Origin of the sequence: Bacillus cereus group sp. MYBK5-2 (assembly GCF_051915685.1) — a bacterium.
In the GTDB taxonomy this organism is placed as follows: Bacteria; Bacillota; Bacilli; order Bacillales; family Bacillaceae_G; genus Bacillus_A; species Bacillus_A cereus.
Genome location: NZ_JBQAFE010000003.1, coordinates 482654 through 496911, shown reverse-complemented (window position 1 = coordinate 496911; position 14258 = coordinate 482654). Strand labels below are relative to the sequence as shown.

Below are 14258 nucleotides of genomic sequence, written 5' to 3'. Positions count from 1 at the left end.
TAGGATAAAGTTCATCACTACCCACGAATTACGCGAATTGCTTCACCGCGGTCTTTTTGATTGTATACTGCTGATCCAGCTACAAGTACATTTGCTCCTGCTTCCACACAAAGTCTTGCTGTTTCAGCATTTACACCACCATCAACTTCAATTTCTACTTCTAGATTGCGCTCTTTCACCATGTCTGCAACTTGTTTAATTTTCGGTAATACAGAATGGATAAACTTCTGTCCACCAAATCCAGGGTTTACTGTCATAAGTAATACCATATCTATATCTTCTAATACATGCTCAATTACTGAAACTGGCGTATGTGGATTTAATACAACGCCCGCTTTAATACCATGAGATTTAATTAACTGAATTGTACGATGTAGATGTGGACACGCCTCTACGTGAACAGTAATAATATCCGCTCCCGCTTGTGCGAAAGTCGGGATATAGTTATCAGGATTTTCAATCATTAAATGTACATCTAATGGTAATGATGTAATTGGACGGATAGCTTCTACAATTAATGGTCCAATCGTAATATTTGGTACGAAATGTCCATCCATTACGTCAACGTGAATGTAATCCGCTCCGCCCTTTTCTACATCTTTAATCTCTTCCCCTAATTTTGAAAAATCTGCTGATAAAATCGATGGTGCAATTTTAATCATAACTAATACCTCGGCTTTCTCTCTCTAATTTCTTCTACGAATTGTTTATAGTTCTTATAGCGATATTCTGTAATCTTCCCTTCTTCAACCGCAGCTTTCACCGCACATTTCGGTTCAGAAAGATGTGTACACCCTCTAAATTTACAGTATTGGCTCGCTTCTTTCAACTCTGGAAAACAATATGTAAGATCTTCTACTTCTATATCAATGAAATCTAGTGAACTAAAACCCGGTGTATCTGCTACTAGTCCACTCCCAATTGCAATTAATTCTACGTGTCTTGTCGTATGCTTCCCGCGTCCTAAATGGGAGGAAATATCATTTGTTTTCAGCTCTAATTCTGGACGTAGCACATTAAGCATTGAAGATTTCCCAACACCAGATTGACCCGCAACGACAGAAACACAATTTTCTAAGTATGGTTTTAATATATCAATACTTTCTGACGTATTAATAGAAGTAAATAAAACATCATAACCCATCTCACGATAATCATTCGCATATGCTTCAACAGTTGCTTTCATCTTTTCATCTACTAAATCCATCTTGCTAATACAAATAATTGGCTTAATGTTATGATATTCAATCAGCACTAAAAATCGATCTAACAGTCCAGGATTAAAATCTGGTTCTACTGCAGAGAACACAAGGATCGCTTGATCGACATTAGCAATAGGAGGTCTAACAAGTTCATTTTTTCGATCAAACACTTCAAGCACATAACCTTCAGTTGGATTATCTGCCTGAAAAACAACTTGGTCTCCTACAAGTGGTGTAATTTTATTTTTTCTAAATACACCTCGTCCACGACATTGCGTAACCCCTTCTTCATGCTGCACGTAATAAAACCCACTTAAAGCTTTTATAATTTTTCCTTCTGGCATAGAATTCTCCTTTTTTGTATAAGGTGATGCTGAATTTAAAAATGAATGGATTTAAATTTTCCAAATAACGATTTCAAAACCTACCATATATACTTTCGCTAATATACATTAAATTTCCCATTAAATGCAAAAAAAATATTTACAGCTGCATCACTTTACTAGCTTTTTGAATCATATATTTTTGCCTGCTATACCGTCCACTTTGTAGACAGCATAACAGGCAATAATAATAAGTAGACTTTCACTATTATTGAGTTGGATATGGTACTTCTTTATCAATAATTGTTACTCCATCTCGTACAATTTTATAGTGTCCCTTTGAACCTTCTTGAATTACAAATTCTAAAGAAATAGTCGCTGATTCAGTAATTGTTCTCGTTTCAACCGGTCTATCCATTTTTTGCTGCATGTCTTCTTTATAAATTTCTATTGTTTGCGGCTTTTTTTCACCTGTTACAGCAGGCTCATATGGGATAGAGATATTGTCCAATTTTACCGTTTTAGTCACTTTAGGCTTTTGACCATCAGAGATAATAATAGTTACTTTATCTCCCTCTTTTAATGGTGTACCTGGTTTTGGAAATTGCGAAATTACAAGTCCTTTTTCGACTGTATCTGAATACTCTCGTTTTATATCTGACGTTAGTTTTCTCTCATTCAAATAACCAGTTACACTATTTTCAGTCCACCCCGAAAAGTCACCTGGTCTAATTTGATAAGGACCTTTACTTACCCAGATTTTCAGTTCTTGCTCCGCTTCTATAACCATTTGATCAGGCGTCGGAATTTGCTCTACAATTTCACCTTTCGGCTTATCATTTTCAATATAATTTACTGTAACTTGTTTATATTTTTCTTCTAACTCAGCTTTTACACTCTCAAAGTTTTGCCCTGTGAAATTCGCCATCTTACTTTTCTTTTTTCCACCTGATTGATAGATAGTAATTTTAGCGTTTTCTTTTACGACTCTTCCTGCTACAGGGTCCGTTTTTATTACATCCCCAACTTCAACATCATCTGTATATACAATATTAGGCTCCGTCACCTCAAAGCCCTTTTCTACTAATGTATTTACAGCTGTCGTGTATTTCATACCAGCCACATCAGGAACTTTCACATCTTTCGGAATAAATAATCCTGGAATAACCGTAAGCGCTAATGTTATTCCTATTGCTAAAAATAAAAATGTTGAAATTAAAACTTTAAGCCACTTGTTACTCCGTTTTTTCTTCTTATCTAACTCAGCTGCTTCTGCTCTTATCGGTTCTTCCACCTTACTCCCTTTTAAAACAATCGTTTCATCACTTACATTTTCAAATAATTGTTCTTGTTGAATAATCGGAATCGCTTTCGTCGCTTCCATATCTTCTGGTATGTAAAACGGTTGCTCATTTATCCTCTCTGGATATAGCGCAGTTTCAATATCTCGCTTCATCGCATTGGCAGATTGATATCGATGGAACGGATCTTTTGCAGTTGCTTTTAATATAATATTTTCAACACTTTGCGGAATATTTTCATTCCATCTTTTTGGTGATGGGATTTCACTTTGTAAATGTTTTAAAGCTATAGCAACAGCAGATTCGCCAGAAAACGGTTGTCTTCCTGTTAACAATTCAAACATAACTATCCCAAGAGAATAGATATCTGATTGTTTATTTGCTATCCCGCCACGTGCCTGTTCTGGTGATAAATAATGGACTGAACCGAGCACTGAATTTGTATGTGTAATTGTTGTTGCACTTGTAGCTGTCGCAATTCCAAAATCTGTTACTTTTATTATTCCATCAGCTCGAATTAAAATATTGTGCGGCTTTATATCACGATGCACAATTTCAAAATGATGGGCGTGTGCCATAGCGGATGTTAACTGCTCCATAATATCAAGAGCTTCTCCTATAGGTAACATCCCTCGCTCAATTATGTATTGCTTCAATGTTTGCCCTGGTACATATTCCATGACAAGATAGTATATACCATCTTCTTCTCCGACATCATACATATTCACAATATTTGGATGCGACAACGTTGTAACAGACTGCGCTTCTCGATGGAAACGTTTAATAAACTCTTCGTTATTTGAGTAGTCGAGTCTTAATATTTTTACCGCTACATCCCGGCCAAGTATATCATCATGAGCTAAATATACATTGGCCATTCCGCCACCACCAATCATTTTCAGCAGCTTATAACGGTCATTTAAGCGTTTTCCAATCAGCACGTTGCACTTCACCTACTTTCGTTTGTCGAACCCGCATAATCAATAAGAACAAGTGTGATATTATCTTCTCCACCGCGATCATTTGCCAATTGAATGAGACACTGCCCTTTACCTTCAAGCTGTTCATTTAACTGTAAAATTTGTCGCATATCATCAATAGAAACTTTGTTTGATAACCCATCAGAGCAAAGAAGTAATTGATCCTCTTCCTCAATCACCAACGTTTTAACATCTAACCCAACTTTTTCTTCTGTTCCTAATGCTCTTAATAACACATTCTTTTTCGGATGATACTCTGCGTCTTCCTTCGAAATTTCACCATGTTTCACAAGCTCATTTACAAGTGAATGATCTTCCGTTACTAGCGTCATTTCTCCTTCTGATACCATATAGCAACGACTATCTCCTATATGCCCTATTGTCACAAAGCTTGGTGTACAAACAGCTATTATAAGCGTTGTTCCCATACCATTACATTCTGCATTTTGCTGAGCATATTCATATATACGCTCATTAATAATCCCAACACTAGTATGTAACCATTGTTCTACTTTTTTCGGCTCATTCATATTATGTGTTTGCTTCCAATAATCATGGAATAATTGAATGGCCATCGAGCTAGCTACATCACCAGCTCGATGACCTCCCATTCCATCTGCTACTACCGCTAATACATTTCCATCTAAATTGTGAAAAACTCCTGCACTATCTTCATTATGTTGACGAACTTTTCCTTTATCCGATAGAAATACGGCTTTCATCTCGTCACCTCGTCTCTTCTTTGCGCTCCTTCGCACGCAACTGACCGCAGGCTGCATCAATATCATGACCTTGTTCACGGCGAATCGTTACATTCACTCCACGATCTTTTAACGTTTTCTCGAACAAGAAAATTTGTTCACGTGGCGTACGTACATAATCACGTTCAGGTACGTAGTTTACCGGAATCAAGTTCACATGACATTTTACACCTTTTAAGAGCGCAGCAAGCTCTTCAGCATGCTCTACTTGGTCATTTTCTCCTCCAAATAATCCATATTCAAAAGTAATACGACGCCCTGTTCTATTTACATAGTATTTAATAGCTTCCATTAAATCTGGTAATTTATAAGCACGGTTAATCGGCATTAATTTTGAACGTAATTCTGAGTTTGGAGCATGCAATGAAATCGCAAAATTAATTTGTAGATCTTCTTCAGCAAACTTATAAATTTTCGGGATAATTCCACTCGTCGAAACAGTCATATGTCTCGCACCAATATGAAGTCCTTTTTCATGGTTAATGATGCGTAAGAATCCCATTAAATTATCATAGTTATCAAATGGCTCTCCAATCCCCATAACAACAAGAGAACTTACACGTTCTTCTGTTTCATCAAGCGCACGCTGAACTTCTACTACTTGCGCTACGATTTCTCCAGCTTCTAGGTTTCGCTTTAATCCACCAAGTGTCGAAGCACAGAACGTACACCCAATACGACAACCAACTTGCGTTGTTACACAAATGGAATTTCCATATTCGTGTCGCATTAATACCGTTTCAATAGAATATCCGTCATATAATTGGAATAAGAATTTAATTGTTCCATCCGAAGACGTTTGTTTTACTAACGTGTTTAAAGTAGTAATATCAAAGGAATTCGACAATTTATCACGCAATCCTTTAGAAAGGTTTGACATATCCTCATAATTTTTTACACGTTTTTTATATAACCAATCAAAAATTTGTCCAGCACGAAACTTCGGTTCTCCTTGTTCCTTTAACCAATCTTGCATTTCATGAAGTTGTAAAGAGTAAATTGATGGTTTCTTCGTTTCTAAATTTTTCTTTTGTTTTCTTACAGTCGTTTCCATGATGCTACACCTTCTTCCTTAAACAAGCAATATAAAAGCCATCCGTCGCAAAATAATGCGGTAAAATTTGCACTTGACCTTCATCAATATACGGAGTTAATTTTTCTGGCATACGCTCTTTAAGCGTAGTATCCCATTCAAATTCAGGATGTTCTTTTAAAAATTTCTCTATTACTTGTTCATTTTCTATTTTCTCAATTGTGCACGTACTATAAACAAGACGACCGCCTTGTTTTAATAATGGTGCTATTTTTTCTAGTATTGCAATTTGAATCGTCGATAATCTTTCACTATCGCCTTTATCTTTTCCTAACTTAATATCAGGTTTACGTCTAATTACACCAAATCCAGAACACGGTGCATCTACCAATATTTTATCAAACGTTTCATTTGCAAAGTGCTCTTGCACTTTTCTAGCATCTAGCGCTTTAGTTTCGACATTTTCTAGACCAAGTCGCTCTGCTTGCTGTTTAATTAAACGTACTTTGTGTGCATGTAAATCAAGGGACATGACCTTACCAGTTCCCTTTAATCGTTCCGCGATATGCGTTGTTTTTCCGCCTGGAGCAGCACAACTATCAAGAACTGCATCTCCCGCATTCGGTTCTAAAGCGCGTGCTACAAGCATAGAACTTTCATCTTGAATAGAAAGAAATCCTTTTTTAAACGCTTCTGTATGCGCTACATTTCCTCTTTCAATCTGAATAGCATCATCTGATAAGTCACCACGTTTTGCTTCTATACCTTCACTTGCCAACAACTCAATCGCTTCTTCTGCCGTTACCTTATCAACATTCACACGCGCTGTTGGTACAGGGGGTAACATGTTTACTTCGCACATTTTTTCTGCAGTTTCTAAACCGTATTCTGAAGTCCACTCTTGGACAAGCCAAACTGGATGACTTGTTGTAATTGCAAGACGTTCTACTGGATCCTTGATTTCATCTACAGAAGGTACACCTTCTCTCTGAATCGAACGTAATACACCGTTCACCATACCAGCAATTCCTTTATGCCCGCGACGCTTTGCAATCTCAACCGCTTCATGAATAGCCGCTCTTTCTGGCACTCGGTCTAAATAAATCATTTGATATAAAGATAAGCGAAGCAATACTCTTACCCACGCCTCAACCTTCTTTTTTAAAAAAGGCTGTAAATAATAATCTAATGTGTCACGACGTTGAATCGTTCCATATACAATTTCAGTTAATAAACCAATATCTTTTCTATCAATTGCACTTTTTTCAATTAGATTATTTAAAAGTAAGTTGCTATATGCACCACTTTTTTCCACTTGAATTAAACCATCAAGAGCTAATTCACGAACATTTTGTCTCATGCATTTTCTCCTAACTTCGTTCCAATTTCAGGTTTTGTTCCACGTAAAAATTGTGAACAACTCATACGCTTTTTACCAGATGGTTGCAATTCAGTAATTTTAACACCTGTTTCATTACTCGTTGCTACAACAAAACCATCTTCTTCGATTGCAACAATCGTACCTGCTTCAGCCGGTTCAGTTATAGGCACTTTTTCTCCCCACCATACTTTAACAACTTGTCCTGCTAAAGTTGTATAAGCAACTGGCCATGGATTCAATCCGCGAATGTGATTGTATACTTCTTCACCTGTTTTTGTCCAATCAATTTTCTCTTGCTCACGTTTTATATTGTACGCAAACGTTACTTCTTCTTCGTTTTGTTTAATCGGTTCTAACTTACCTTGGATTAATAAAGGTACTGTTTTAGATAGAAGGTGTGCTCCTGCTTCACTTAATTTATCAAATAATGAGCCTGTCGTTTCACGCTCTTCAATTTCAACTTCCACTTGCGTTAAGATATCACCAGCATCCAATTTTTCTACCATATACATAATTGTAATACCTGTTTTTTCTTTACCTTCCATAATTGCATAATGAATTGGTGCACCACCACGAAGTTCAGGAAGTAAAGAAGCGTGAACATTAATACATCCATACTTCGGTGCTTCTAAAATTTCATTTGGTACAATCTGCCCAAATGCAGCTGTTACAATTAAATCTGGCTCTAATGCCAATACTTTTTCATATTCATCTTTTTCACGAATTTTTAACGGCTGTAACACAGGGATACCATGTTTTTCCGCTTCAACTTTAACAGGTGTAGGTGTTAATACTTTTTTTCTACCTACTGGACGATCAGGTTGCGTCACAACACCTACTACCTCATAGCCATCTTCAATAAGACGACGAAGCACCGGCACTGAAAAGTCCGGTGTTCCCATAAACACTACTTTTATCATTTAAAAACCGCTCCTTTTAACACCTATTCTAGTTCGTTTTCTTCATAATATCTTGTCACTTTCGATGTAAATAAAACACCGTGTAAATGATCAATTTCATGTTGAATTGCACGCGCTAAAAATCCTTCCGCTTCTAATAAGAATACTTTCCCACGGCGATTTTGCGCTCTTACTTTAATATAATCGGCACGTTCTACTTCACCATAAAGTCCCGGGAAGCTTAAACAGCCTTCGGGACCTACTTGTTCACCACGTTTTTCTAATATTGATGGATTGATTAACTCGATTTTCCCAGTATCATCATCGACATCAACAACCGCTACTTGCAAGCTTACACCTACTTGAGGCGCAGCTAAACCGACTCCGTCCGCAATTAACATTGTTTCATGCATATCTTTCAACAATTTCACTAACTTTTTATCAAAGTTAATTACTCTTTCGCATGGTGTTTCTAACACTTCATTTGGATGCTTTATTATTTCTAAAACTGCCATATTTCCCTCCGCTACATTAACATTGTTGGATTAAAATCAATTGAGATTTGTAGCTCTTTTTGCATTTCTGCTTGATAATGTTCATTTACCATTTTGAGCACGTTCTTTAAGTTTGGTTCCCGTTTGTATTTTATCATGCATTGATAACGATATCTATCTTTTATCCTTGGAATCGCTGAAGCAACTGGTCCTAGCACCATTGTTTGCTGTGAGCAATGCGTTCGTAAATACGAGGCAATTTTTTCCGTCACTTGTACCGCTTTTAATAATTCTGGATGAGATACAGTTACGAGTACAACATAGTAATATGGGGGATATTGTCTTGTTCGTCTCATTTGCATTTCTTGGTCAAAAAACACATCATATTGTTGGTTCTTCGCTAACTCTATGCTGTAATGTTCTGGCGTATACGTTTGAATCACAACTTCCCCTGGCAATTCATGTCTACCCGCTCGTCCACTTACTTGCGTCAATAACTGATATGTCTTTTCACTTGCCCGAAAATCAGGTAAGTGAAGCATCGTATCTGCAGTTAAAACCCCAACGAGCGTTACTTTCGGAAAATCTAATCCTTTAGCAATCATTTGTGTTCCAAGTAATATATCTGCTTTTTCTTCCCCAAACGCCTTTAATAATTTTTCATGCATTCCTTTTCGACTTGTCGTATCTACATCCATTCGAATGACTCGCGCCTCTGGAAATAGTTTTGTAATTTCTTCTTCTACCTTTTGTGTACCTGTACCAAAGAAACGAATGTATGTACTTTGACAAGCTGGACACTCAGTTGGCATATTCTCTTCGTAACTACAATAATGACATTTTAAACGATGATTCATTTTATGATATGTCAATGAAATATCACAATGCGGACATTGTACAACATACCCACAATCACGGCACATAATAAATGTAGAATGACCTCTTCTATTTAAAAAGAGTACCATTTGTTCTTTCTTTTCTAATCGATCTGCTATTTTTTCATGCAGCGCCTTAGAAAACATTGATCGATTCCCGTCACGAAGTTCTTCTCGCATGTCAACAATCTCTACCGTTGGTAAAGCTTGTTCATTCATACGTTTTTCCATTGTTAGTAGTTTATAAACACCTTTTTTCGCCCTTGCAAACGATTCAAGTGTTGGCGTCGCACTACCAAGAACGATAGGACATTTATGATATTGTCCTCTCCAGACAGCTACATCTCTTGCATGATACCTCGGATTATCTTCTTGTTTGTAACTTGATTCATGCTCTTCATCAATAATAATAATCCCTAAATTCTCAAAAGGCGCAAAAACAGCTGAACGCGCACCAACTACAACTTTCACTTCTTTTCTTAAAATCTTACGCCACTCGTCATACTTTTCTCCAACAGACAACGCACTATGAAGAACTGCAACTTGCGAGCCAAACCTACCTTTAAAACGATCCACCATTTGGGGCGTTAGTGCAATTTCAGGGACAAGAACGATAGCTTCTTTTCCTTTCTTGAGCACTGCTGCTATAGATTGTAAATATACTTCTGTCTTTCCACTTCCTGTAACACCATATAGTAAAAATGGATTATAAGTTTCATTTGTAATTGATGATAAAATCGGTGTAATAACTTGTTTTTGTTCCTCCGTAAGTGGAAATGGTTTTGTTTGTTCAAAATCATCATCGTCATACGGATTTCGGTATACTTCCACATACTTTTCTGAAATGAATCCCTTTTTAACAAGTGCTTTTATTGGAGCATCTGTTATTTGTAACTCTTCTGTAATTACTTTCAACGGTGCACTTTTATAATTTTCCACAAAATAATAAAGTACATCTTGTTGTTTTTTACTTTTCAGTTCAAATGCCGCTAATTCCAATTTATCTTCTGGCAACTCCGGCTGAACCACTCTTTGCTTCTTCTTTTGTACTTTATCTTTCACTTGATAAACGACTTCAACCGTACCATTTTTAATTTCTTGTTGAATAGTTCGGTATAAATGTGGCTGTTGCTCGATTACTTCAAAATCAATTGCTTCTTTATCCTGAAATAAATATAGTATTTCTGGTGCTATTTCTTCCTGTTTACAAAGTTGTAGACGTTTTTTATACGTTGCTTTTATCGCAGTTGGAAGCATCACTTGAAAAGCTGAAATCATGTAGCATAACGTTTCACTTGTAAGCCAATATCCAAGCTTTAATAATTCATCATTTAAAACTGGTGTTACATCTAATATTTCATGGATTGTCTTTAACTTCTTACTTTCTACATCCACCGAATCTTTAATCCCAATAATAAAACCTTGCAATTTTCTTGGCCCAAACGGAACTACTACACGCATTCCTGTCTGTACAATATCTTCCCATTTTTTAGGGATAATGTAATCAAATGGTCGATCTGTCTGACGGGCAGGTACATCAACAATTACACTTGCAAATTTCATAAACGATCATCTTCTAACATCATTTCAATTTGCTTCAATATTTCACGAGCTACCTCTTTTTTCATTAAAAGTGGCAACTCAATAACTTTTCCATCTTTTCTATACATTGTTACAATATTCGTATCCGTGCCAAATCCAGCTCCTTGTGCTTTTACATCATTCGCGACAATCATATCTGCATTTTTCTCACGTAGTTTTTTCGTTGCATATTCCTCTACATTTGTCGTTTCAGCAGCAAAACCGATAAGTAACTGTTTATCCTTTTTCTGACCTAACGTTTTTAAAATATCCACCGTTCTTTCAAGTTCAATGACAGCATCACCATTTTGCTTTTTCATTTTATTCTCATGCACATATTTCGGACGATAATCTGCAACTGCTGCTGTTTTAATGACAACGTCTACGTTTTGATAATGTTGAAGAACTGCTTCTAACATATCTTGTGCAGATTCCACTTGTACTGTCGTTACATGTAACGGTGGATTTAATGCTGTCGGTCCTGAAACGAGTATAACATCAGCGCCTAAATTTGCTGCCACTTCCGCAATCGCATACCCCATTTTTCCAGAAGAAAAATTCGTCATAAAACGAACTGGATCAACCTTTTCACGTGTTGGGCCAGCAGTTATTAATATTCTTTTTCCCTGCAATGGTTTGTGTTCTGAGAAAGCTTCCTCTAACCGTGCAATAATTGCTTCTGGTTCTTCTAGTCGTCCCTTCGCTACATATCCACATGCTAAAAAGCCTTCCCCAGGCTCAATAAATGTATATCCTAGCGTTTTCAATGTCATCATATTTTTTTGAACTATTTTATTTTCATACATATGCACATTCATAGCAGGCGCAATCCATACCGGAGCTGTAGTAGCTAACAAAGTAGTTGTAATCATATCATCTGCAATACCACCAGCTAACTTTCCAATACAATTGGCAGTAGCAGGTGCGACAAGTACAACATCCGCCCAATCTGCTAAATCAATATGAGCAATAACAGCTGAGTCTTTCTCATCAAATGTATCCGTATATACATCATGGCGAGAAAGCGCTTGGAATGTAAGAGGCGTAACAAACTTCATTGCCGACTCACTCATCATTACTTTTACAATCGCGCCAGATTGTGTCAATTTACTCGTTAACGCAGCTGCTTTAAAAACCGCAATGCCTCCTGTTACACATAGAAGTATCTTTTTCCCTTTTAGCATATGACTCGTCCTCTTTCTTTTTCAAACTTATAATACTGAAATAGAATTCTCAGCTCGTCAGTACCGATATTTCATTCCTTTCGTAAAAAAATAACAACCTACTTGTAAATAGGTTGTTACCGTTACATAGAAAATTATAAAGTCTATGTTTTATTTTGTCGAAGGCAAAGGCTTATTCAGCTACTTTATCTTCACTTGGTACGTAGCTTAATGCTTCTGCATCGATTTCTTCTAATGCTTTACCTACACATTTATGAGAAACAGGTTTTTCTACAACACAGTTATTAGCAAGTTGCATTTCACGTGCGCGTTTTGCAGCCACTGTTACTAAAGTGTACTTAGAATCGATTTTTTGTAGTAATGAGTCAATTGATGGATTTAACATAATTATAGACCCTCCGTCATTTCTTTATAATATTTTGCTACCCTTTCGCGGCGGCAATGTTCGCCAACCACAATTGCTTTAATTCTATCACAAGCTAATTCAACTTGATCGTTTTCTACTACATAGTCGTAAGCGTCCATCATCTCGATTTCTTCTTTCGCTACAGTTAAACGATTTTCAATAACATCTTCAGTCTCTGTACCACGTCCGACAATACGGCTCTTTAGTTCAGATAAACTTGGAGGTGCTAAGAAAATAAATACACCTTCTGGGAAAGCTTTCTTAACTTGAATTGCTCCTTGCACTTCAATTTCTAAGAATACATCTTTTCCTTCTTGTAATGTTTTTTCAACATAGTCAATCGGTGTTCCGTAATAATTACCTACGAACTCAGCCCACTCAAGTAATTTTTCATTACGAATCATTTCCTCGAATTCTTCTCTTTCTTTAAAGAAATAATCCACACCATCTACTTCACCTTCACGCGGCTTACGTGTCGTTACTGAAATAGAGTATTGAAAACGTGTATCCTCATGGCTAAACAGCTCTTTACGAACCGTCCCTTTTCCAACCCCAGAAGGCCCTGAAAGAACGATGAGCAATCCTCTTCTACTTCTCATAAATATGTAAAACCTACCCTTCCTCACTTAAATCTTCTTTATTATTCAAACGATGTGCAATCGTCTCTGGTTGAATTGGACTTAATACAACATGCCCATCATCCATAACAATAACCGCCCTTGTTTTTCTCCCATAAGTAGCATCAAGCAAAGCATTATGTTCGCGTGCTTCCTGTACTGTTCGTTTAATAGGAGCTGACTCCGGACTTACAATAGCAATAATTCGATGAGCAGATACAATATTTCCGTATCCAATATTTAAAAACCGCATGGCCATAGTTTGCGCCTCCTAGTAAGTCTATCCGATTTCTCCACCACGTATAACTTTATATATTTTTTGAAAGCTACTCAATATTTTGTACTTGTTCACGAATTTTTTCAAGGTTATTTTTCATTTCTACAACATATTTTGAAATTGTTAAGTCATTTGCCTTAGAACCAATCGTATTAATTTCTCTATGCATCTCTTGCACAATGAAATCCATTTTCCTTCCAACAGGCTCTTCAATCTGCAATGTTTCACGAAATTGCTCTAAATGACTTTGCAAACGAACTAACTCTTCATGAATATCACAACGCTCTGCAAAGATTGCGACTTCTGTTAGCAATCTTTGTTCATCTAGATCTTGATTATGTAATTCTTTTAAGCGATTTTCTAATCGTTCACGATATTTTTGTGTAACAATCGGTGCATGTGGAATAATTGCATTTACACAATTGCTAATTTCTTGTAAACGATACGCTATATCTTTATGTAATCGTTCTCCTTCGCCATCTCTCATCGTTTTCAACATATGAGCAGCTTGACGAACAGCCTCATATAAACTGTTCTCAAAATGTTCATTTACATTTTCTATTTCTTCAATTGCTGTTACTTCTGGCATTGCCATTAATTGTTCGAGTGTAATAGAATCTTGTAATTGAAATTTCCCTTTTATATCTTCCATCATCGATTGGTACTGCTCAAGAAGTGACCAATTCACACTTAATTTTCTTTCAACAAGTCCTTCACCTGCTATACTAATAGACACTTCGATGCGTCCACGTCGAACTTGCTGTGCAATTATTTTACGAATTTTGTCCTCAAATACCATCATTTGCTTAGGAAGTCGAATACTCATCTCTAAAAAACGGTGGTTCACCGATTTCATTTCTACTGTAATTTGAAAAGTATCACTTTCTACTTTCGATCTTCCAAACCCTGTCATACTAGAAATCATTTTTATCACATCCAAGCCA

The 14258-nt window shown here is 36.6% G+C and carries 14 protein-coding genes; all 14 read right to left on the bottom strand.

From position 1 onward, the window contains the following. Positions 1-17: 17 nt before the first annotated feature. The 14 genes from rpe to ACTFP3_RS14905 all read right to left on the bottom strand — a co-directional run bounded on the left by rpe (position 18) and on the right by ACTFP3_RS14905 (position 14239). Positions 18-662, bottom strand: coding sequence for a ribulose-phosphate 3-epimerase (gene rpe, locus ACTFP3_RS14970; protein WP_000589974.1), 645 nt, complete (start codon positions 660-662; stop codon positions 18-20). A 2-nt stretch (positions 663-664) separates the two neighbouring features. Further along, a complete protein-coding gene (gene rsgA, locus ACTFP3_RS14965) occupies positions 665-1546 on the bottom strand; it encodes a ribosome small subunit-dependent GTPase A (protein ID WP_001113932.1) in 882 nt (293 codons plus the stop codon). 247 nt (positions 1547-1793) lie between these two features. Further along, a complete protein-coding gene (gene pknB / locus ACTFP3_RS14960; RefSeq protein WP_000904747.1) occupies positions 1794-3767 on the bottom strand; it encodes a Stk1 family PASTA domain-containing Ser/Thr kinase in 1974 nt (657 codons plus the stop codon). A gap of 8 nt (positions 3768-3775) precedes the next feature. Continuing rightward, complete coding sequence (locus tag ACTFP3_RS14955) at positions 3776-4528, bottom strand: Stp1/IreP family PP2C-type Ser/Thr phosphatase (RefSeq protein ID WP_440010764.1); 753 nt, start codon at positions 4526-4528, stop codon at positions 3776-3778. Between the two features lie 4 nt (positions 4529-4532). Next, positions 4533-5621 (bottom strand): 23S rRNA (adenine(2503)-C(2))-methyltransferase RlmN, encoded by a 1089-nt coding sequence (gene rlmN, locus ACTFP3_RS14950; protein ID WP_000450541.1) that lies wholly within the window; start codon positions 5619-5621, stop codon positions 4533-4535. Between the two features lie 4 nt (positions 5622-5625). Next, positions 5626-6960, bottom strand: a complete 1335-nt coding sequence (rsmB, locus tag ACTFP3_RS14945) for a 16S rRNA (cytosine(967)-C(5))-methyltransferase RsmB (RefSeq protein ID WP_440010761.1) — start codon at positions 6958-6960, stop codon at positions 5626-5628. After that, positions 6957-7901, bottom strand: coding sequence for a methionyl-tRNA formyltransferase (gene fmt / locus ACTFP3_RS14940; RefSeq protein ID WP_000598804.1), 945 nt, complete (start codon positions 7899-7901; stop codon positions 6957-6959). Before fmt ends, rsmB begins: the two co-directional genes overlap by 4 nt. Positions 7902-7924: 23 nt before the next feature. Next, positions 7925-8395: a peptide deformylase gene (gene def, locus ACTFP3_RS14935; RefSeq protein WP_000279455.1), complete on the bottom strand. Its 471-nt coding sequence runs from the start codon at positions 8393-8395 to the stop codon at positions 7925-7927. An 11-nt stretch (positions 8396-8406) separates the two neighbouring features. Further along, a complete protein-coding gene (priA, locus tag ACTFP3_RS14930) occupies positions 8407-10812 on the bottom strand; it encodes a primosomal protein N' (RefSeq protein ID WP_149215160.1) in 2406 nt (801 codons plus the stop codon). Further along, positions 10809-12014: a bifunctional phosphopantothenoylcysteine decarboxylase/phosphopantothenate--cysteine ligase CoaBC gene (coaBC, locus tag ACTFP3_RS14925; RefSeq protein WP_000911750.1), complete on the bottom strand. Its 1206-nt coding sequence runs from the start codon at positions 12012-12014 to the stop codon at positions 10809-10811. Before coaBC ends, priA begins: the two co-directional genes overlap by 4 nt. Positions 12015-12186: 172 nt before the next feature. Next, positions 12187-12399, bottom strand: a complete 213-nt coding sequence (rpoZ, locus tag ACTFP3_RS14920) for a DNA-directed RNA polymerase subunit omega (RefSeq protein ID WP_000933960.1) — start codon at positions 12397-12399, stop codon at positions 12187-12189. Positions 12400-12401: 2 nt separating this feature from the next. Next, complete coding sequence (gmk, locus tag ACTFP3_RS14915; protein WP_001257741.1) at positions 12402-13019, bottom strand: guanylate kinase; 618 nt, start codon at positions 13017-13019, stop codon at positions 12402-12404. 13 nt (positions 13020-13032) lie between these two features. Further along, a complete protein-coding gene (remA, locus tag ACTFP3_RS14910; RefSeq protein ID WP_001251456.1) occupies positions 13033-13296 on the bottom strand; it encodes an extracellular matrix/biofilm regulator RemA in 264 nt (87 codons plus the stop codon). 67 nt (positions 13297-13363) lie between these two features. Further along, positions 13364-14239, bottom strand: a complete 876-nt coding sequence (locus ACTFP3_RS14905; RefSeq protein ID WP_000625866.1) for a YicC/YloC family endoribonuclease — start codon at positions 14237-14239, stop codon at positions 13364-13366. Positions 14240-14258 lie beyond the last annotated feature (19 nt).